The sequence below is a fragment of the Sphingosinicella terrae genome (assembly GCF_003347635.1).
GTDB classification, from domain to species: Bacteria; Pseudomonadota; Alphaproteobacteria; order Sphingomonadales; family Sphingomonadaceae; genus Allosphingosinicella; species Allosphingosinicella terrae.
Window position 1 is genome coordinate 22,642 of record NZ_QDFY01000022.1, and the last position, 20,353, is coordinate 42,994.

18 protein-coding genes are annotated in these 20,353 nt (G+C 69.6%); 13 read left to right on the forward strand and 5 right to left on the reverse strand.

The annotated features are described in order from the left end of the window. Positions 1-3 precede the first annotated feature (3 nt). Positions 4-375: a DUF6468 domain-containing protein gene (locus DDE10_RS22340; RefSeq protein ID WP_284734834.1), complete on the forward strand. Its 372-nt coding sequence runs from the start codon at positions 4-6 to the stop codon at positions 373-375. Beyond that, a complete protein-coding gene (locus DDE10_RS22345) occupies positions 372-917 on the forward strand; it encodes a MotE family protein (protein WP_114955026.1) in 546 nt (181 codons plus the stop codon). The genes DDE10_RS22340 and DDE10_RS22345 overlap by 4 nt, the downstream gene beginning before the upstream one ends. Before the next feature lie 93 nt (positions 918-1,010). Here DDE10_RS22345 and DDE10_RS22350 read toward each other — a convergent pair whose 3' ends face one another. Beyond that, a complete protein-coding gene (locus DDE10_RS22350; protein WP_284734835.1) occupies positions 1,011-1,409 on the reverse strand; it encodes a hypothetical protein in 399 nt (132 codons plus the stop codon). Between the two features lie 83 nt (positions 1,410-1,492). Here DDE10_RS22350 and DDE10_RS22355 point away from each other — a divergent pair, with 83 nt between their 5' ends. Together DDE10_RS22355 and DDE10_RS22360 are read left to right on the forward strand one after the other, a co-directional pair. After that, positions 1,493-1,726 carry a hypothetical protein gene (locus tag DDE10_RS22355; RefSeq protein WP_114955028.1) on the forward strand — a complete coding sequence of 78 codons (234 nt, stop codon included), beginning with the start codon at positions 1,493-1,495 and terminating at the stop codon, positions 1,724-1,726. Beyond that, the gene (locus DDE10_RS22360; RefSeq protein ID WP_284734836.1) at positions 1,723-3,534 is read left to right on the forward strand and encodes a hypothetical protein; all 1,812 of its coding nucleotides are present in this window, start codon (positions 1,723-1,725) and stop codon (positions 3,532-3,534) included. Before DDE10_RS22355 ends, DDE10_RS22360 begins: the two co-directional genes overlap by 4 nt. Positions 3,535-3,678: 144 nt before the next feature. Here the strand turns inward: DDE10_RS22360 and DDE10_RS22365 are convergent, their stop codons facing one another. The 3 genes from DDE10_RS22365 to DDE10_RS22375 are packed head-to-tail and all read right to left on the reverse strand — an operon-like array spanning position 3,679 to position 8,052. Next, the gene (locus DDE10_RS22365) at positions 3,679-4,587 is read right to left on the reverse strand and encodes a flagellin (protein ID WP_114955029.1); all 909 of its coding nucleotides are present in this window, start codon (positions 4,585-4,587) and stop codon (positions 3,679-3,681) included. A 14-nt stretch (positions 4,588-4,601) separates the two neighbouring features. After that, positions 4,602-6,701, reverse strand: a complete 2,100-nt coding sequence (locus DDE10_RS22370; protein ID WP_114955030.1) for a flagellar hook-associated protein FlgK — start codon at positions 6,699-6,701, stop codon at positions 4,602-4,604. A 46-nt stretch (positions 6,702-6,747) separates the two neighbouring features. Further along, positions 6,748-8,052 carry a flagellar hook protein FlgE gene (locus DDE10_RS22375; RefSeq protein WP_114955031.1) on the reverse strand — a complete coding sequence of 435 codons (1,305 nt, stop codon included), beginning with the start codon at positions 8,050-8,052 and terminating at the stop codon, positions 6,748-6,750. Between the two features lie 192 nt (positions 8,053-8,244). On the opposite strand from DDE10_RS22375, the gene DDE10_RS22380 reads away from it, so the two are divergent. The 8 genes from DDE10_RS22380 to DDE10_RS22415 all read left to right on the forward strand — a co-directional run bounded on the left by DDE10_RS22380 (position 8,245) and on the right by DDE10_RS22415 (position 17,488). After that, entirely contained in the window at positions 8,245-8,643 is a 399-nt protein-coding gene (locus DDE10_RS22380; protein ID WP_114955032.1) for a flagellar biosynthesis repressor FlbT, read from the forward strand. 22 nt (positions 8,644-8,665) lie between these two features. Next, positions 8,666-9,991 (forward strand): flagellar protein export ATPase FliI, encoded by a 1,326-nt coding sequence (fliI, locus tag DDE10_RS22385; protein WP_114955033.1) that lies wholly within the window; start codon positions 8,666-8,668, stop codon positions 9,989-9,991. After that, the gene (locus DDE10_RS22390) at positions 9,988-10,434 is read left to right on the forward strand and encodes a hypothetical protein (protein WP_114955034.1); all 447 of its coding nucleotides are present in this window, start codon (positions 9,988-9,990) and stop codon (positions 10,432-10,434) included. Before fliI ends, DDE10_RS22390 begins: the two co-directional genes overlap by 4 nt. Further along, a complete protein-coding gene (locus DDE10_RS22395; protein ID WP_114955035.1) occupies positions 10,431-11,450 on the forward strand; it encodes a lysozyme family protein in 1,020 nt (339 codons plus the stop codon). Before DDE10_RS22390 ends, DDE10_RS22395 begins: the two co-directional genes overlap by 4 nt. A gap of 106 nt (positions 11,451-11,556) precedes the next feature. Continuing rightward, positions 11,557-12,675 carry a sigma factor-like helix-turn-helix DNA-binding protein gene (locus tag DDE10_RS22400; protein ID WP_114955036.1) on the forward strand — a complete coding sequence of 373 codons (1,119 nt, stop codon included), beginning with the start codon at positions 11,557-11,559 and terminating at the stop codon, positions 12,673-12,675. A 205-nt stretch (positions 12,676-12,880) separates the two neighbouring features. Next, a complete protein-coding gene (locus DDE10_RS22405; RefSeq protein WP_114955037.1) occupies positions 12,881-14,002 on the forward strand; it encodes a helix-turn-helix domain-containing protein in 1,122 nt (373 codons plus the stop codon). Between the two features lie 280 nt (positions 14,003-14,282). Continuing rightward, positions 14,283-16,877 (forward strand): PAS domain S-box protein, encoded by a 2,595-nt coding sequence (locus DDE10_RS22410; protein ID WP_114955038.1) that lies wholly within the window; start codon positions 14,283-14,285, stop codon positions 16,875-16,877. Beyond that, positions 16,874-17,488 (forward strand): response regulator transcription factor, encoded by a 615-nt coding sequence (locus DDE10_RS22415; RefSeq protein WP_114955039.1) that lies wholly within the window; start codon positions 16,874-16,876, stop codon positions 17,486-17,488. Before DDE10_RS22410 ends, DDE10_RS22415 begins: the two co-directional genes overlap by 4 nt. A 45-nt stretch (positions 17,489-17,533) precedes the next feature. On the opposite strand, the gene DDE10_RS22420 is transcribed toward DDE10_RS22415, so the two are convergent. Continuing rightward, positions 17,534-18,913, reverse strand: coding sequence for an alginate export family protein (locus DDE10_RS22420; protein ID WP_114955040.1), 1,380 nt, complete (start codon positions 18,911-18,913; stop codon positions 17,534-17,536). 187 nt (positions 18,914-19,100) lie between these two features. Between DDE10_RS22420 and DDE10_RS22425 the strand changes: the two genes are divergently transcribed. Further along, a partial coding sequence (locus DDE10_RS22425) for an MCP four helix bundle domain-containing protein (protein WP_162806793.1) occupies positions 19,101-20,353 on the forward strand: 1,253 nt, incomplete at its 3' end.

A 20,353-nucleotide genomic window follows, 5' to 3' on the forward strand; every position in this document is an offset into this window, starting at 1 on the left:
GCCATGGGTTTCGCCACGTTCGTCAACATCATCACCGTCATCTTCTGCCTGGCGGTGCTCGTGCAGAGCGTCCGCATGATGCGCAGCCTCGATGCGGTGAAGGGCGCATCGCTGCAGCAGATCGTGCAGGCTCTGGACACGGCGACGACCCAGGCGCGCCTCGTCCTGTCGGAGCTCAAGGAGACGTTGCGTACCGACGCCGCGTCCACCTCCCGGGCACTGGCGTCGGCCGAATCTATACGCGACGAGCTGACCGTGATGGTCGGGATCGCCAACGCGACGGCCGACCGGCTGCTCGAGAGCGCCGGCAATGGAGCCGCAGCCGACGGCGAAGCCGACGAGGACCTGCTCGAGCTCGACCGGGCTGCAGCATGAAGATGCGTCCTTCCCTGCTGATGCTGATGGCGGCCACGGCCGGCGTCGGTGTCCTCGCGAACGGTGTCAGCGCCGCCGATCCCGCCGCCAAGGCGCCGGAGACGCGGCTCGGCGCATCGATCAAGCAGGACATGACGGCCCGCGACCAGGAGCTGGCGCGCCGCAACCGCGCGCTGGAGCTGCGCGAGCAGGCGGCGCGGGCGGCCGAGCAGCGGCTCGCGGCCGGCGGCGCGGCGGCGGCGTCCGCGGCCGAGGCGGGTGGTGCGCCGGCGGCCGGACCTTCGCCGGAAGAGGAACGGTTCGCCGAATTGGCGCGCATCTATCAGGCGATGCGGCCCAATCGCGCCGCCATCGTGTTCGAGCAGCTCGAGATGGACGTCCAGGTCGAGGTCGCCGGGCGGATGCGGGAGCGCTCCACCGCGCTCATCCTTGCCAATATGTCGCCCCCCGGCGCGGCGGCGCTCACCATGGCGATGGCGCGCCGCGACGGCCCGGAAGCTCAGCGCCCCGCCGCCTCGCCGCCCCGGCCGCAGCGCCGCTGAGGCGCCAGGCGAGTCGGATAAGGAAAAAGCGTGCGGCGGCGGATGCCGCTCCTGGCGCGGGAAAGTGCCACACCCCGGCGGGGGCAGTGCCGCTTAGGCGGCGCGCGCCGCAACCTCGACGATCAGCACCTGCGAAATGCCGGCATCGGCCGCGTGCAGCGCCTCGGTGAGATCGCGGCTGAGCCGCTCGGCGTCGACCGGGCGGAACGGCGAGGCGTAGAGGCGCGAGAATTCGAGGGCGGCACCGAGAGACACGGACCGCAGGCGCGGCAACGCCGCGGCGATACGCTCCGCCGCCGCCGGATCGGCGGTGCCGAGCACCATCTTCACGGTGAAGGCCCCGTCGACGCGTCCGCCGTCGACGATCGGCACCTTGATCTCTTCCATCGGAACGAGGTGCGGGTCGCCATCCGCGGCCGGTTCCGCCCAGGCGAGGGTAGCGGTGGCGGCAAGCGCGATAGCCGAAGCGGCCATGACAAGGCGGTTTCGCAAGATCAGTTTCCTCATTCGGCCGGGCCGCTCAGCTAAGCACCCGACCCCTCTATAATAGATGAAGAAACAGGAGATTGGACGCGATGAGCCGCGATCAGAGGCCCGGCAAGCTCAAGGTCGTGGGCGCCGCCGCGCCGGTGCACATCCGCCGCAAGGGCGACCGTCAGCCGCAGCAGGGCAGGATCGTCGCCGTCGCCGCGCCCGCCGACGCGCCGACGGAGGCGGGCAGCGCCCAGGGACCGGTCATGGCCCTGCTGTTCCTCCTCGCCGCCGCCGGCAGCGGCGCGATCTTCATGCTCGTCGGGCGGCTGGCATGATGCGCCGCACCTTCCTGCCGCTCGTCGCCCTTGCCGGAGCCGCCGCTGCCGCCAGCCCGCCTGTCGCGGGCCCATCGACCGCCGGTACGATGCTCGGCGCAGGCCGGGCCGATGCGCCGCAGGGCCGCCGGCGGCTGCCGGGATTCGCCGCCGAACTCGCCGGCCAGGCGCGGATCGCGGGACCGAGTGGATGGGCCGTCATTTCGCAGCGCCAGGCACTGGCCGCGCTCGCCGCGGCGACGCCGCGGACGCGCCAGCGCGCACGCTGGAACTTTGCCCGCAGCCTGGTCGGCAGCGGCCGTGCGGCCGAGGCGCTCGGCGTGCTCGACGTCATGCTCCAGGACGATCCCGATCTCGCGCTCGTGCCGGCCTTCCAGCTCGCCCGCGGCGCCGTCTTCGTCCAGCTCGATCGCCGCGCGGAGGCCCTTTCCGCGCTTGCCCAGAGCGGACTCGAGGCCAATGCCGAGGCTTGCCTCTGGCGGCTGCGCGCCTACGCGCTGGCCGGCGCCGGGGAGCAGGCGCTGGCCGAGAGCGGCTGCGCCGCTGCGGCGCTGGCTTCGCGGCCGTTGGCGGCGAGGACGCCTTTCGTCGCCGCCGCATCCTCGGCCGCGCTCGACGCCGGCCGCCCTGCCGCCGCCCTGCGCTGGCTGGCCATGGCTCCGCCGGCGGATCCCGCGGCGGATCTCTGGCGCGGCCGGATCCTGCTCGCGCTGGGACGGGGAGCGGACGCGCAGCCGCGGCTGAGGCGGGTCGAAAAATCGGGGAATAGCGAGCAGCGGCTCGACGCCGGCCTCAGCCTGCTCGAGGCCGCGGTCGCGCAGCGCCGGATCGCCGCGCCCGAGGCGCTGCGCCGCCTGGAGCATCTCCGCTTCGTCTGGCGCGGTGGGTCGATCGAGGAGCGGGCGCTGCGGCTCAGCTACCGCCTCTATCGTCAGACCGGCGACACCCATGGCGCGCTTGCCGCGGGCGCTACGCTGGTCCGCTATTTCGATCTTGCCGACGAGCTTCCCGGTTTCATGGGCGGCGTCCAGGCCGATCTCGCGGCCCTGCTCGCGGCCGACAGCCGGATGCCGCTTCCCCAGGCGGCCGGGCTCTTCTGGGACTATCGCGATCTCGCACCCGGAGGCGGCGAAGGGGATCAGCTGGTGGAGCGGCTGTCGGCGCGCCTCCAGCATGAAGGCCTCTACGCCCGTGCCGCCGAGCTGCTCGAGCACCGGCTGAGAATCCGCGACAGCGACATTACCCAGGGACCGCTTTCGGTTCGAGTCGCCACCCTGCACATCCTTGCCGGCCGCCCGGATCGCGGCCTTGCCGCGATCCGTGCCACCGAGCACGTCATCTTTCCCCGGGAAATGCTCTGGGACCGCAGCCGCATCCAGGCGGTCGCGCTTCACCAGCTTGGGCGTCACCGCGAGGCGCTGGCCGTGCTGCAGGACGTGCCCGGCAGCGGCGGCCTGCGCTCGGAGCTGCTCTGGAAGCAGCATGACTGGAACGGCTTCGCAGCGGCGGCCGGGCCCGACCTGCCGGGAAGCGGCGCGTTGAGCGAGGTCGGCCAGGCGGTCGTGCTGCGCTACGCCATCGCCCTCGGCATGCTTGGCCGCGAGGCCGAGCTCGCCGGTCTCAGGGCACGGTATCAGGAAGGCTTCTCCGCTCTACCCACCGCCGGCGTTTTCGACGTCCTGACCAGCGCCCCCGGCTCGGTCGACGCCGAAGCCCTCACGCGCGCCATGGCGGCGATTCCCGCCGCGAGTCCCGCCGGGCGGATGGCGGACCTGCTCGACCTCTCGCCCCGGCCCGGCGGCGCCTGAGCACTTTTGTCCCCACAAAAGGGTTCGCCCCGCCGACGTTTCGGAGCGGGGCGGGGCTTCCGTCTTATCTCGATTTGTGTCGGCGGCGCAGACGGGCCGCGCGATCGGGCGCGAGCCCGATCGCCGTCAGGCGGACTATCCGCGTCAGCGCAGATAGTTGATCAGGCTGAGGCCCGAAAGCTGCGAGAAGACCGAATAGGAAGCCTCGAGGATGGTGCGGCGCTGGACGAGCTCGGCAGCGACCTCGGCCAGATCCGCATCTTCGTTGCGGCCGATCAGGTCCTTGAGCAGGAGCGTGCGTTCGTCGGCGCGGATGGCCAGCGAATCGATCTGCCCCTGCCGGCGGCCATTTTCGGCGTTGATCGAGCGCAGCTTGTTCAGGCCGTCGTCGATCTTGGTGGCGGCGTCCGCCAGGGCCGCGCGCTGGGCGTCGGTCAGCGTCGTGCCGATCGTGCCCGATTCGGCCAGCGTCTTGAAGCCTTCGAAGAGCTGCGCGCCCAGTTCGTCCGCGAGGACGCCGTAGGTGACGTCGAGGCCGTCGCCGGCGCGGGCCGAAGCGCGGACGCTGTCGTTGCGGAAGGCATCGGCGGCGCTGAGGCCGGGCAGGTCGGAAAGCGCCTGCGGCTGGAACGGCGGCCGATCGGTCTGGGAGCCGGCGAACAGCGGGACATTGCCCTCGGTGGCGTTCAAGCCTTCGCGGAACTGGTGGAAGGCCGCCTCGACGGCCTCCTGCAGCCCGGTGCTCTGACCGGTGCCGATCGCCTTCAATATGTCGTGGTGAAGCGACATCATCGAAGTCTCGACGCCGCTGATGCCGGCGTCCTGGATCGACAGGGTGGTCTGGAGCCGATTGGCGACGGCGGCATGCGCCTCCTGCCGGGCGACCAGGGACCGCGCGGAAAGGGTCCGGACGGTCTCGGTGCCGAGGTCTGCATAATTCTGGGCCCGCTTGCCGGTGGCAAGCTGGACCTGAGTGGTCGAGAGCTTCTGCTGCGAGCGCTGGATGGCGTCGAATAGCGTCCGCTGCATCGGAATGGTGGCGACCCGGCTCATCTCTTGTCCTTTCGTCAGCCGACCATGGCGATCAGCGTGTCGTACATTTCGGTCGCGGTCGACATGACGCGCGCGGCGGCGGAATAGCTGTTCTGGAAGATGACGAGCTGAGAGAGCTCCTCGTCGATGTTCACCCCGGAATAGGCGTCGCGCCGGTTGACCGCATCTTCCCTTCGCGCGGTCGCGTCGGCGAGCCGGTCGGCGGCTTGCGAGGCCTGCATGCCGGCGCGGCCGAGGACGAGGCCGGCAAAGCGCTCGATCGTCGCTTCTCCGTCGCTGCCGAAGTCCACCGCCTCGCTGAGCCGGTTGACGAAGTCGGTGGCGCCGCGAATGTCGCCGGCGCCGATCGCGGGAGCGCCGACCGCTGCCGCCGTATCCAGCCGCGCCAGCGGCAGCTGGCTCGCGGAGCCGAGGATGACCGGGCGCACCTCGGCGGCATCGAGACCGGTCGACGTGCCGGTGAGCCCGGACAGAGCGGTGAATGAGCGCCCGGTGCCGAACCGGTCGGTCGAATCGGCGGGGATGCTGAGCGAAGCTCCGTTGACGCCGGGATCCGCGTCGAAACGGAAGCGTCCGCGATCATCGATCGAGAAGGTGCCGAAGTCCGCGATCGGACTGGCATTGAGGTCGGTCAGCAGATCGCCCATCGTGCCGCCGGTGCTCGGCGTCAGCGTGTAGCGGACGAGCGCACGGCCGCTGGGGTCGCGCAGGATCAGCTCGGTGGTCTCGCCCGTCCCGAAGCCATGCGGATCGCCGGCGACGAAGCCCGGCGGAGTCAGCGCGCTGTCGGCGCTGCGAACGAGGTCGTTCAGCCCGAAATATTGCGAGAAGCCGGTGCCGGCGCGATCGCTGGGGACGGCGGGATCCTGGGCGACCGCGACGCCTTGGCCCGCCGCGGTCGCGGTCAGGGTCAAAGTGCCATTGACGAAGGCGGCGGTGGCGGTGCCGCCGAGCCCCGCATTGACCGCGGCGACGGCGTCGTCGACGGTCGCCGTCGGCCCGAGCGCGGAGAAGTCGACGCTCGTCTTGGCGACCAGTTCGCCGTTTGTCTTGACCACGGCAAAGACCGCGGTGCCGGTGAAGCCGAGCCGGTCGGTGCCGACCAGACCGGTCTGCCGGCCGTCCAGCCGCGAAGGGGCCGGTACGGTGGTGCCGGCATTGGAGACCGCGTTCAGCGTCTCGGCGAGGCCGCCGAACAGCACGCCGAGCTTGTCTGAGAATTCCGGCAGGGCGCGGTCGCGAAGATCGAGGAGGCCGCCGAGGCGGCCGCCGGCCGCGGCGGAATCGATGCGCTCGCCGGTGGCCGGGCCGAGGCTGCCATCCGGTTCGGCGAAATGGAGGCTGATGGAAGGATAGGAGGACTGGGAGACGCCCTGGCCCGTCGTCGGATAAGAGAGCTGGCGGAGCCGCCGGTCGAGCAAAGCGGCGCCGGAGGCGGTGTCGATGCTGACGCGGCCGTCCGGCTGTTCGCGGACGGTGACGTTGACGAGTCCGCTCAGCTCCTGGACCGCCGACATCCGCTGGTCGCCGGCGCCGGCCGAGCTGCGGCCGAGCACGTCGAGCCGGGCGACCGTGTCGTTGAGCTCATGGATGCGCTGGAGCAGGCCGTTGATCTTCTCGATCGTGAAGCCGACCTCGGTCTCGACGTCCCCGCGCAACGCGCTGACGTCGCGATCGAGCTGCTGCATCGAGATGAGCGCATCCTGGACGTTGCCGGTGAAGGCGGCCACCGTCTGCTCCGAGGAGGCGGAGCTGGTCATCGCGATCGCGGAAGCGGTCACCTGGTCGAGCCGGGTCGGCAGGCCGCCCTCGGCGCCGGGGGCGCCGAGCAGCGACTGCAGCCGGTCGAGATAGGCGGCGGCCACGTCCGCCCGGCCCATGTCGCCGGAACGCCGATAGACCGTCGCTTCCAGGAATCGGTCGGCGATCCGCGCCGGCTCGCTCACCACCACGCCGTTGACCCGACCGCCGGTGACGCCCGTCGAGAGCGTGACGCGCTCGCGGGCGTAGCCGGGGGTGCTGACGTTGGCGATGTTGTTCGACACCGACCGCAGCCCCGCCTGCGAGGCCGCGAGACCGGACAGGGCGGATCCGAGTATATCGTTCAGCGCCACGTTCTAGCTTCCTTCAAGGCGGGGGGCGGAGGGCGGAGGCGCGCGATCAGCGCTTCAGGTTGCCGAGTTCCTGGAGCATGTCGTCCACCGTCGTGATGATCTTCGAGGAGGCGCTGTAGGCCCTCTGGAAACGGATCATGTTGGTGAATTCCTGCGCCAGGTCGACGTTCGACGATTCCAGCGTTCCGCTTGAGATCATGCCGCCGCCGAGCGAGCCCGGAGGGTTGATCGCCGCGCTGCCGGAGCTGCTCGAGACGCCGAAGGCATTGCCCGACATGCGCACGAGGCCGTCGGCATTGGCGAAAGTGGCGAGCGGGAGCTGGAAGACGGCGCGCGCGGTGCCGTCGTCGAAGATCGCGCTGACCACGCCTTCCGGCGAGACCTCGACGGACGAGACGGTGCCGAGCAGTCCGCCATTGACCGACGAGGAGATGAGCGCCGATTCGCCCGAGAACTGGGTGAGGCCGTCGAGGCCGCCGTTGGTGCCCATGGCGAGCGTGATCGGCATCGATCCCGCGCCGTTGGTCCAGGTGACGGCAAGAGGGTCGAACAGGGCGGCCGTGGAGCCGGCCCGGTCGAGGCTGCCGTCGGGATTGAACTGCACGGTGCCGCTGGCGAGCAGGCCGCCCGCCGCCGTCACGTCGGCAGGGTCGGCGTAGATCTCGCTGGCCCATTCGTTGGCGCCGGTCTTGAGGTAGCTCAGGGTGACGCGGTGGGCGCCGCCCTGGGCATCGTAGACGTCGATCGACCGGGTGAAGTCGGGGGTCACCGCACCGGAAGCCATCTGGCCGGCGGTGTAGGTCGCCGCAGCCGCCGCGATCGGCTGGTCGGAGCGCAGATTGGCGCGCATCTGGATGCGGTCGGTGGCCGCGGCCGAGCCGGTCAGCTCGCTCAGGCGCACGGGTTCGAGCGCGTCGAGGCTGCCGGTGTCGATGTAGTTGCCCTGCGGGTCGAGACGCCAGCCCTGGAGATAATAGCCGCTCGTGTTGCGCAGATAGCCCTCGACATCGGGCTTAAAGGAACCGGCGCGGGTGAAGGCGACGTCGGCATTGGCGCCGACGCCGTTCCGCGTCACGAAGAAGCCGGCGCCGTCGATGCCGAGGTCGGTCTGGCTGCTGGACGCCTGGAGCAGGCCCTGCTTGGAGATCATCGCCTGGGGCGCGGAGACGACGCCTCCGGCGGAGTAGCTGGAGCGGGCCCGGCCGTCGGTCACCATCGTGCGGAACTCGGCGGTCACCCCCTTGTAGCCGACGGTGTTGATGTTGGTGATGTTGTCGGCGACGGTCGCCATCGCATTGGACTGGGCGCCCAGGCCGGAGACGCCGGCATAAAGTGCGGAATAGAGGCTCAACAAAAGTCTCCCGGATGCAGGCGAGCGGGTGCCGCGCCTTCCCGAGCATTATAGGATGGGGCCGGGCCGCGCGAAAAAACGGCAGCACCAAAAAAGTCGGCGGCAAAATTTGCCTAGTTGCCGTGTCGGTGCCGCCGGCGCCTCCGCTTTCATCCTATAAGAGAGGCAACAGCCCTCCAAAGGATGACCGGCATGCTTCGAATTGCACTTCGCGACGGCGAGAAGGTGGTGGTGAACGGCGCCGTGCTGACCGCGGTCGGCCGCACCCAGCTGCGGGTCGAGAACCAGGCCGCGATCCTGCGCGGCCGCGAGATCATGGCGCCGGAGACGGCGACGACGCCGGCCCGCGCCCTCTACTTCCACACGATGATGGCCTATGTCGATCCGACCCATGGCGAGAGCCATCAGGATCGGATCATCAAGGCGCTCCAGCAGGTGGCGTCGATGCTGGCGGAGCCGGAGGCCCGGGCCGCCTGCCTGTCCTTTGCGAGCCATGCCGCCAAGATGGACTATTACAAGGCGCTGACCGATTGCCGCCAGCTGATCCAGCTCGAGACCGAGCTGCTGGACGGGATCGGGGAAGCCGCCTGAGCGACGTTCCGGTTCCCCGGCCGTGCCGACCCTCTCTTCCGTCGCCCGCGCCGTGCGCGAGCTCGCGCCCGACCGCCGCTACGGTCAGGTCGTCGCCGCGCGCGGCGCCTTGATCGAGGTGGCCGGGCTTGCCGGCGCGGCGAGGATCGGGTCGCGGGTCGAGGTGGCGACCGAGACCGGCGTCGTCGAGGCCGAAGTGACGGGCCTCGATCGCGACATCGCCCATTGCCTCCCGTTCCGCGATCCGCAGGGCATCGCCTCCGGCGCGCGAGCGGACCTCGTCTCGGGGCAGTTCTCGCTGCGTCCCGGGAGCGCCTGGCTCGGCCGCATGGTCGACGGCCTCGGCCGGCCGGTCGACGGCAAGGGTCCGCTCGGCCTCGGGGCGGTGGCGCGGCCGGTGAAGTCGGCGCCGCCGCCGGCGGCCTCGCGCGGCCGCGTCGGGGCCAAGGTCGAAACCGGGGTCGCCGCGCTCGACATCTTCGCGCCGCTCTGTCTCGGCCAGCGCCTGGGCCTGTTCGCAGGATCGGGCGTCGGCAAGTCGGTGCTGCTGTCGATGCTGGCGAGGTGGACCAGTTGCGACGTCGCCGTCATCGGCCTGATCGGCGAGCGCGGACGCGAGGTCCAGGAATTCGTCGAGGACGATCTCGGCGCCGAGGGCCTGGCGCGGTCGGTGGTGGTCGTCGCCACCTCCGACGAGCCGGCGCTGATGCGGCGCCAGGCCGCGTGGACGACGATGGCCGTGGCCGAGCACTTCCGGGATGCCGGAGCGAACGTGCTCTGCCTGATGGACTCGGTGACCCGCTTCGCGATGGCGCAGCGGGAGATCGGCCTCGCCAGCGGGGAGCCGCCGGCGACGAAGGGCTATACCCCGACCGTCTTCGCCGAGCTGCCGCGTCTGCTCGAGCGCGCCGGCCCTGGCCTTGCCGGCCAGGGCAGCATCACCGGTCTGTTCACCGTCCTCGTCGATGGCGACGATCATAACGAGCCGGTCGCCGATGCCGTGCGAGGCATCCTCGACGGCCACGTCGTGATGAGCCGCAGGATCGCCGAGCGCGGCCGTTATCCCGCCATCGATATCCTGAAATCGGTGTCGCGCACGCTTCCGCACGCCCATGCCGAGGAGGAGAACCGCCTTCGTCTCGCCGCCCGCGCCGCCTTGTCGCTCTACGGCGACATGGAGGAGCTGGTCCGGCTGGGTGCCTACAAGGCCGGTTCGAACGAGGAGGTCGACCAAGCGATCGCGCTGGCACCTCGCATCGAGGACATCCTCAAGCAGGACAAGAACGACCATCGGCCCGCTGCCGCCGGCTTCGCCGCGCTCGCCGGGCTTCTCGAGGTAAGCGAATGAAGACGCCCTATTGCGCGGCCGTCGGGCTGCAACGCCGCGAAGTGGACGAGATCAGGATCTCGATCAGCGTCGAGGTCAGCCGCCTCGTCGCCGTCGAGCAGGAGCAGGCGCATCTGGCCGAATCGGTCCGACAGGAGCGTGAGGCCGCGGCCGAGGCCGCGGTGCTGCCGTCCGCCGCCTATTTCGCGCATATGCGGGCGTTGCGCACCAAGCTCGAATCCGACCGGCAGGTGATCGACGGCCGCGTCACCCGGCTGCAGAGCGCCGCGCGGGAGGCCTATGGCTCGCTGACGGCCGTCGAGGGCGCCGCGACCCGCTTTCGCGGCGAGGCCCGCCGGCGGATCGAATCCGCCGAGCAATCGGCCAGCGACGATCGGTCGGCGGCCGACTTCCTGCGCAAGCTCCGCTATGTCCGGGCGGCGACCGGAAGGGTCGCGCCATGATCGACCGGGCCCAGCTCGAGCATCTGCGGCCGGCCCAGCGCGCCGAAATCATCTATCGCCAGGCGCAGTCCGAACTGGCCCAGTCGCTCTGGCGCGCGGCGGTGGGCGACGGCGACCGCGACGCCGCATCTGCGCGCGCCGGGACAGGCGGCGGAATCGCTACCGGCTTCGGCCTCGACGAGCTGCTGACGCTGATCGGCCGCGGCACCGACGCGGTGCCGACGGGCTCGATCCCTGCTGCGGCCTGCGGCTGCAATCATGGCGAGGCTGCCGCGGCGCCCATCGCGGCGCTGGCGCCGCAATCGGCCCCGCTTGCTCCCGCTCCGCCGGCATCCAGCCGCGGAGAATACGCCGTCGGCCATGTCGGCCTCGGCCCGAACGCCCGCTATGGCGCGCTCATCGCCCGCGCGGGTGAACGCACCGGACTGCCGCCTTCGGCGCTCGCCGCCATCATCGATGCCGAGGCCGCGCGCGGCGCCGGTGGCGTCTGGAATAGCCATTCCCGAAATCCGCGGTCCAGCGCCGCCGGGCTCGGCCAGTTCATCAGCAGCACCTGGATCGGCGAAGCGGAGCGGGGAGGGACCTGGCTCAACGGCGAGGCGTCGCGGCGAGGCTGGCTCGGCGCCGACGGCCGGGTCGAGCCGTCGGCGCGGTCGTCGCTGCTGGCGATGCGCTACGATCCCGAAGCCTCGATCGAGGCGATTGCCGATTATGCCGATCACAATCTGGCGCGGCTGCGGCGGGGGGGCGTCGACTTCGGGGACAATGTCGAGCGGATCGCGCGCGGCGCTTATCTCGCCCATCATCTCGGCCCGGGGGACGCCATGCGCTTCCTCGCCCGTGGCGGACTCGATGACGGCCGTGCCGCACGTCTGCTCGCGGCGCAGGTCGGCCCGTCGGGCGCCAGCCGCCGCGTCGCGGCGGCGGCCGGCGATGCCAGCGAGGCCCATCGCCAGTGGCTGCTCTCCTATCTCGACCGCCGGATCAGGCCCGACCGATTCACGGCGCAATTATAGGATACGTAGTTTTCCGGAGCCTTGGTTGACGATCCTATTAAAGGATAAACGGCATTTGGATCCTCGAACCGGCGGGTGGGCCGCCAAGGTGGATGAGGGGGTTCCCATGTCGAAGACCACGATAGCTCTGGAGGCGGCAGTCGCCGTCGTCATCGAGAATCGCGCAGCCGAGGGTGAACGGCAGACGGCGCGGCAGCGTGCCAATGTCGATCGCGCCTTCGCGCAGATCCTGAAGCTGATCGCACCGCGCATTCGTCATTTCATCCGCCAATACGGACTCGTCGCCCATTGGGACGATGCCGAGCAGTGCTGCGCCATCGGCGTCCACCGCGCGATCGAAGCTTACGATCCCACCAAGGCGCAGTTCACGACCTTCGTGAACTGGCAGCTCCGCGGCGAGCTGCAGAGCCTCCGCTTCCGGCTGATGACCGATCAGCGCGCCTCGGCGAAGAAGGTCGAGGCCACCACCGTCTCGCTCAATGCCCTCGCCACCGGCACGGATGGCGAGGAGACCTCGCTCGAATCGGTCATCGAGGATGAAGCGGCCGAAGCGCTGACCGAATCCGCGGCGTCCGACTATCTCGCCCGGCGTGCGACGGCAGCCCTGATCGAGGAATATGTCGCCCATAACCGCAAGGTCGGCCTCACCCAGCTCGGCAAGCGGCCGCGGCCGAAGCGGGCCGCAGCCCGCGACGACCTGCCGGGCGTGCCACGGCTGCGCTCTTCGCTCGACCGACTGGATCCGATCGAGGTCGAGAAGCTCGACCAGAAGCTGGCGCGCGACCGGGAGATCCTCGAGCGCCGCGTCTTCGACGATGCCACGCTCGACGATATCGGCAACGGCACCGGCATCACCAAGGAGCGTATCCGGCAGATCAGCAAGACGGCCACCAAGTCGATGGCGGAGCTCGCCGCTGCGCACCCGCGCTTCGCGGTGATGGCGGAATATGGCCAGCCCGCTCCCCTGCGGCGCAAGGCCCCGACCGTCCCGGTACCGGCCGCGCCTCAGGTCCCGTTGCTGCCGGACCCCCAGCTCGAGCAGAACCAGGCCCTGCGCGTGATCGCCATCGCACTGTCCGCGACCGCACCGTCCGCGGCGGCTCCCGGCTGGCGCGGCAACGAGGCGTTGCTCGCTGCCGGCTTCACCTATGAGGAGCCCGCGCCCGAGACGGGTGCCCGGCCGGACGCGCCATCGCTCAACGTCGGCAACGCCCTCGCCGCCTGACTTTCACCCGCAGACGGCCGGAAACCCCCATTTCCGGCCGCCGCCTCTGCATTTGCTGGACCCGAGGGACACGAAGTCCTAGAATTCCGCCGCTTCTGCGGTGGGAAAAGCAATGTCGATGCGATCGCAACGGCCGGTGGCGAGTCGGCGCCGGCGCGCGGCTCCGGGGGGAGCGGCTCGGAATGCGGCGTCGCCTGCCGGCCCGGTGCCGATCATCCCCGATCGATTCCGGCAATTCATCTTCCCCAACCGCATGCGCGAGCTTCGCCGGCGGCACGGCTTTCCGAAGCTGCTCGCGCTCGCGGCGATGCTGCCCGACATCCCCTATATCCGCCTGTCGAAGATCGAACGGGGGGAAGTCGTTGCCAGACCGGACGAGATCGTCCGCATCGCCGGGCTCCTCGGCGTGGAGCCCACCGATCTGCTCATCGACGTGGATTCGCCCGAATTCGACATGGCGTCCTGGTCGGAGCCGTTTCAGGACAGCCGCGCACCGGACGAGGAGGAGGAGCGCTTCGCCATCATGCTGGCGGCGGCGATGCGCATCCGCCGAGCCCAGTCCTCCGAGCTCACCATCGCCGCCCTGGACAAGGTCTATGGCTTGCCGCCGGTGATCCTTTCGCGGATCGAGAATGCGTTCAAGACGCTCGACCGGTGGAACGACGCCACCGTACGCGGCCTTTGCCGGGTCTTCGGCGTCGAGAATGCGAGGGCGCTACGCCAGCTGGTCCAGGATCGATATCGCCATGGGCTGCTCGACGACCAGATCGGCGCGGTCGCCGATCCGGAAGCACGGCTGCGAAAGACGCGCGAACGGGTCTCCCGCCTGGCGGAAGCCCTGGCGACGTCGGTCGCCGCCCCGGTCCCGGCAGTGCCCGGCGTACCCCAGCCTTTCGAGACGGCTTCCGAGCGACCGGTGGCACGCCCGGCCCGGCTCGATCGCCCCGACAGTTCCGGCGCCGAATCGCGGCTGGTGCCGGTGCTCGGCGTACCGATAGCGGGCGGGCTGATCGCGCCGCAAGAGACCGGCCATCTGGTGGAAGCGCCCCGGGCGGCCGGGCCCCGCGCCTTCGGCCTCAGAATATGCCGTCCGTCCCTCGGCCTGGGCCTGCCCGGCAGCGCCGTCGTCGTCGCCGATCCGGATGTCTTCCCCGCCTCGGGCGGCCTGGCCCTGCTTCGTGAACAGGACAATTACCGGCTGGTCGCGATCACTTTCGACCGCAACGGCGCGATGATCGGGCACAGCGTCAATCCCGACATGGAGATTGCCGTCGATGCCGTCGATCCGTCCGACGTCGCCGCGGTGCTCAGCGCCGTCTTCGCCTGAAGAATACCTTACGTCGCATTCACCACATGCCGCCTCGGCGGCAAGGATTTCGATTTTCCGACAAGGTCTTGTCTGGACGCATTTCTGCGCTACAGCACTGGCTTGCCTGGTGGTGGAGCCCGGTCGGCTCGCCGCGAAGATAATGGCGGCGCGGGAGGAGTAACTGGAAGCGCTCAATAAGGCGAAAGCGAGGAACGATGCCCTCGCGACCCTCTGCGCCCTTGCGGCTCTTCTCTGTGTGGGCCTCTCCCTTAGTGGCTGGTTCCTCGGTGTAGACTGGTTGACCAGCCTCGGTTTCGGGCTTCGGATATGGCCCTGGACCGCGATCGGCCTGCTTTGTCTTGCCGGCGCCTTCCTGCTGTTGCTCCAGGGACGGCGGACGGTGGCAGGGCTTCTGCTGCTGGCCCTCTTCACGATCGGTCTTCTCGCCTGGTTCCAGACGTTTTCCGGGATCGACCTCGGCCTCGACCGCGTCTTCTTCCCGACCGAGTTGGGGGAAAGCCGCACCGGTCGTCCGCCGGGCCGTCCGCCCCCCCACCTGATCGCGGCAATGCTTCTGCTTGCCGCCGCCCTGATGCTTTCCGCCGGCCGCTCCCAAAGGGGATGTCACGCGGCCTGCCTGCTGAGCAGCATCCCGCTGGCGCTCGCCACCATCTCGGCCGGGCTTCTCCTGATGCGAGCAGATCTTCGCGGAGACGCGGCCTACTATCTCGCCTCCTCCTTGCCGAGCTCGTTGGCGACCATCCTCATCGCCCTGGGAATCTGCTTCCGGTGCCAGGGGGTCGGCTGGACCGGATCGGCCCACTCCACGCCGTGGACCCGGACCCTCGCGAGCGTCCTCCCGTTGGTGCTGCTCATCCCGGCGATGACGGCTTTGCTCGAGATGCAGCTGGAGGCGCAGGGTGTCGGCTCCCATTTCCTGATCGAGGCGGCAACGGCGGTGGTCACGGTGCTGCTGTTCACGGGGCTCCTGGTCTGGGCCTTGGGACGGCTCGCCATTCAGCGGGCGGCCGTCCACAAGCTGACTCAGGCACTCGATTCGGCGCCGATCGCTCTGGTGCGCCCCGACGGAACCATCCGCCACTGGTCGCAAGGCTGCGAACGGCTCTACGGCTGGACGGCGGAGCAGGCGCGAGACGCCCACCGGCACGTCCTGCTGGCGAGCTGGCCGGATAAGTCGGAAGCCGCGCTGCTCGCGCTCGGCCAAGGCCAGGTGCTCGATCGCGAGCTGGTCGACACCACGCGTGAGGGGCGGCAGATCCGCGTGCTGGAACATGCGCATCGGATCGACACCGGCGGAGACGAGCCGACCATCGTCCTGTCGATGACGGACATCTCGGTGCGTTCGGAGATGGAGGCGGCGCTCGAGCTGAACCGACAGCGGCTTGCGGACGCGGTCGAGGCGTTCGGGCTGGGAACGTTCGAATGGGACCCGATCACCGGGAAGCTGAGCTGGGCGGCGGGGTCGGAGGCGCGCATCGGCCTCGAGCCGGGACTCATCCACGATTTCGATAGCTTCCGCGAACATGTCGACGAAGAGGATTTCGCGAGGCTGCTTTCCGATCTGGAGGCGGCGACGGAAGCACGGCTCGACCGCTTCGACTTTCGCTTCCATTATCTCTCGCCGACGGGCGAGGATCGGGACATAGAGGGGACGGCGCGTCTCTATTATGACGCGGCCGGCGAGCTCCTGCGACTGGTCGGCATCAACGCCGACGTGACCGAACGCGAAGCGCATGCCGCACGGCTCGAGGCCCAGGCGGCGCAGCTGCAGTCGATGCTGGACACGGTCCCCGATGCCATGATCGTCATCGATGCGCAGGGGAAAATCCGCCATTTCGGCGCCGGGGCCGCACGCACCCTCGGCTACTCGGCCGCGGAGATGGAGGGGAAGAGCTATCTCGTCCTCGCCCCGGACCGGCTTCGCAGCAACTACGCCGCCGCCCTCGACCTCTATCTCGAGACCGGCAAGCCACGCCTGATCGGCCGCGTCACCCGCTCTTATGCCCGGCGTTCCGACGGCAGCGAGATCCCTGTCGAGGTGCTGGTCGGTGAAGCCACTTCGGGCGCTTCCCGTCTCTTCACCCTGCTCCTGCGCGACATATCGGAGCGACTCGCCGCCGAAGATCGCTTGAGCGCCCTTTCGGCGGAGCTCGCCCACGTCTCGAGGCTGAGCGCGATGGGCGAGATGGCCGCGGGGATCGCCCACGAGCTCAACCAGCCGCTCACCGCCGTCTCCAACTATCTCGCCGCCGCCGGCGTCCTCATTCGCAGCGGCCGGGCGGATCCGGAAAAGATGAGGGAATTGGTCGAGATAGCCGGCAGCCAGACGATCCGCGCGGGTCAGATCATCCGCCGCATGCGCAACTTCGCCGCCAAGGGGCAGGTCGACGTCCAGGCCGAGCCGGTCCACGAAACGCTGCGCGAGGCGGCCGATCTCGTCTTCGTCGGGCCGGTGCCGCTCCAGATCTCGCTGCGCTACGAACTGGATGCGGCGGCGGCGACGATGCTCGTCGACCGGATCCAGCTCCAGCAGGTGCTCGTCAACCTGCTCCGCAACGCCTTGCAGGCGATCCAAAGCTTTGCCGACGCGCGCAAGGAGATCGTCGTCTCGACGAGCGCGGCGGGGAACGGAATGATCGAGATAGGCGTCTCGGATACCGGGCCGGGCCTCTCCGAGGCGGCTCTTGCCCGCTTGTTCGAGCCGTTCACGTCGAGCGGCGACAAGGGCGGGATGGGCGTCGGCCTTTCGATCTGCCGCCGGATCGTCGAGGCGCACGGCGGACGGATCTGGGCGGTCAACCGGCCGGAAGGCGGCGCTTCGTTCCGCTTCACGGTCCCGGGGCTGAGCGACAATGAGCTGGAGGAGATGTGAGTACACGTTCGATCTATATCGTCGACGATGATGAAGCGGTTCGGAGCTCGCTCTACAGCCTCCTTTCAGCCCTTCCCGACCAGCTGGTCCGCAGCTTCGCCTCCGGCGAGGCCTTCCTGGAAAGGGTGGAGGAGCTGGATCCAGGCGTGGTTCTTCTCGACCAGAGCATGCCCGGGCTCAGCGGCATGGAGGTTCTCCAGCGGCTGGACGCGAGCCGGTTCGTCGCGATCGTCCTCACCGGGCATGGCAGCGTCTCGATCGCGCTCGAAGCGATCCGGTCCGGCGCGGCCGACTTCCTCGAAAAGCCCTATGATCCGGACATTCTGCTGCAGATCCTCGACCGGGCGTTCGCGACGCTCGAGCTGGATCGCGCCTCGCTGGCGAAGGTCGCCGCCGCCCAGGCCAAGATAGATCGCCTTTCCGCCCGCGAACGCGAGGTGCTGAAGGGCCTGATCGAGGGGCGGGCGAACAAGGTCATCGCCCATGCGCTGGAGATCAGCCCGCGCACGGTCGAGATCTACCGCTCCAACGTGATGGACAAATTGGAGGTTCGCAGCCTCTCCGAAGCGCTGCGCATCTCCTTCGCCGCCGGCCTGTTCCCCGGCGACTGACGCTCCGGAACCAAGACCGCGGCCGGCCGGCCGCAGGAACCGGCTTCAGAAGCTCGTCGACAGCGAGAAATAGGCGTAGCGGGTGTCGCCGGTCGCCGGCGCGTTCGGCGCCTCGCGCAGGAACCGGCCCTTGTCGAGCCAGGCGGCGCCCGCCTCGGCCCGAAGGCGGCCCGGCACGAGCCAGTAGCGCAGCCGCGCCTCGACCTGGTTGCCGGCCCAGCGGCCCGACCCGCCGGCGGGATCGCGCACGCCGGTGGCGGCGAAACTGTCCGCCGCCTCCTCGAGCCAGAGCGCCCGGTACATGATCGCCAGATCGAGTCGCGCGCTCGGCTTGCCGTCGAGCCGCAGGCCTGCGGAGATCAGGTTCGAGCGGGTGATCGGGCCATGAAGCGACGTCGGCCCGAACGCGCTCCGGCGCGAGCCGAACAGCGGATCGAAGCGGCCATAGTCGCCGCCGGGCCCGTCGCCGGTGGCGAGGTCGAAATGGGCGGAGATGCGGGGGGACCAGTCAGCCGCGAGCTTGCGGCCGAGTTCGGCATGGACATAATGGGCATCGACGTCGAGGTCGCGAAGGTCGCCGTCCGACGCCGAAGCGCGGATCTCGCCGCGCTGGCCCGCATATTCGACGTCGAAGTCGATGCGGCTGGTGGCGGGCACGCGATAGAGGCGCGCGCCGAACGTCAGGAAATCGCGGTTTCGCGTCGGATAGCCGGGTGCATCGCGCTCCGTAAGCCGGAAGGCATAAGCCTGGCCGAGGATCTCGCCGAGCAGGGCCGGCCGCTCGTAGCTGATGCCGTAGAATTGCAGGTCGTCGGTCGAGCGGTCGAGCTCGACCTCATTGTCCCGGAGGCTTTCCGCATCGCTGGGCCGGCGCAGGTTCGGCATGGTCCAGAACGCCATCAGATGCCCCTCGTCGGGTGTCGTCAGGTCGAGCAGGGCGCCGGTGAAGGCGGAAGGCGAGTTCGAGGAATCGGCGCGTTCGACCAGTCGGCCGGAGCCGATATCCATGGTGAAGCGGCCGATCTTGAACGCGCCTTCGAAGCCCTGGCCGATGGCGTCGTCCATGTCGACCGCGACATAGGCCTGGAGCGGCTCCAGCGCATTGATCTCCGAGGTCCCAGCCGACGATCGACGCTTCTGAAAGTAGCCGCGGGCATCGCTGAGCTCGCCGACCAGACGGATCGGGCCGGCATCATATTGGGCGAGGATCGTGGTCCGGAAGGAGAGCAGGAAATCGCTTTCCGGGCGGCCGGGCCGGAACTGCCCGTCTATCCCCTCGGCATTGGCGCGGAACGTTCCGCCGATCGAGAAGCCCTGCTCCTCGCCGGCCGGCTCCGCGGCGACGGGGGCGGCGGCGAAGAGGAGCGCGCCTGCGGCGGCAAGCGCGCCGCAGCGCAGGCGGCCGCGCGGCCGAGGGTCGGACATGGTCGATGGCTCCACAAATGACTGTTTGGAACCATTATAGGACGGGACGGGCGACCTGATGTCCCGGGACAATGCGTCTGTGGTCCGCCGGGCACACCGTAACTCTCCTATAATGCGAAGAACGCCGTCCGCGATCGGGCGGGATAGACAGGTCGGCAAAGGTCCCGACCCTTGATGGAGAGCCCTGATGAACGGCTTCAGGAACTGGCGCGTCGCGCAGAAGATCATGACGGGGCTGGGCCTGTTCGCCCTGCTGGCGGTGTTCGTCGCCGGATTCGGCGCCTTTGAGCTGGATACGATGGCGGACCGGTCCCGCGCCCTCGTCGACACGAGGGCGGAGAGCATGAAGCTTGCCGCCACGGCCAACGAGAACAAGACGCGGATCCATCAGATCTGGTACGCCTCGGTCATCGAGAACGACGCTCCGGACTTCCAGAACATGCTGGGAGAGATTGCGGCGGAGCGGCGCGAGCTCGAGAGCAGCCTCAACGCGCTTCGTCCGTTCATGGATGGGGAGGACGTCGCCCGTTTCGCCCAGGTCGAACGGGCGCTCGCCGATTATGTTCGCGCAACCGATGCCATCCCGGCGCTGTGGCGCGCAGGGCGTCGCGAGGAGGCGGAGGACATCGTCCAGCATCCGGCGCGCGAGGCCTTCGCGACGCTGGACGAGGCGCTGTCGGCGATCGTTCATCACCAGGACGAGCTCCTGGAGGCAGGCGCGGCGGAGGCCGACGCGCAGTCGGTGTCGGCGATGTGGACGCTGATCCTTGTCTCGGGGCTCGGCCTCGCCCTCATCGCCGGCCTCGTCGTCTGGCTCGTCCGAAGCCAGATCACGGGACCGCTCGGGGCGATGACCGGACTGATGGCCCGGCTGGCGAAGGGCGACAACGGCATGGAAGTTCCGAATTCCGACCGCCTTGACGAGATCGGCGACATGGCCCGCGCCGTGCTCGTCTTTCGCGACGCGGCGCGCGCCCAGACGACGGCGCAGGCCGAGAAGGCGCGTGCCGATGCCGAGCAGAAGCTCGTCGTGGACACGCTTGCCGAAGGTCTCGGCAGTCTCGCCAAGGGCGACCTCACCTGCGAGATCAAGGCGCAGTTCAGCGGCGTGTACGAGCAGGTGAAGTCGAACTTCAACGAGGCGGTCGCCAGCCTCCGGGCGCTGATCGGCTCGGTGATCGAGAGCTCGGCGAGCCTTCGCACCGGTGCGGGCGAGATCGCGCAGGCATCGGAGGATCTGGCACGGCGCACGGAAAGCAATGCGGCGAGCCTGGAGGAGACGTCGGCGGCGCTGTCGCAGATCGACGAGCGCATCAAGGCGTCGGCGTCGGCCTCGACGCGCACCGTCGAGCGGGCGGACCAGGCGATCTCCACGGTCGATGGCGGCCGATCGATGGCGGACGAGGCGGTCCAGGCGATGGGCCGGGTCTCGGAGAGCGC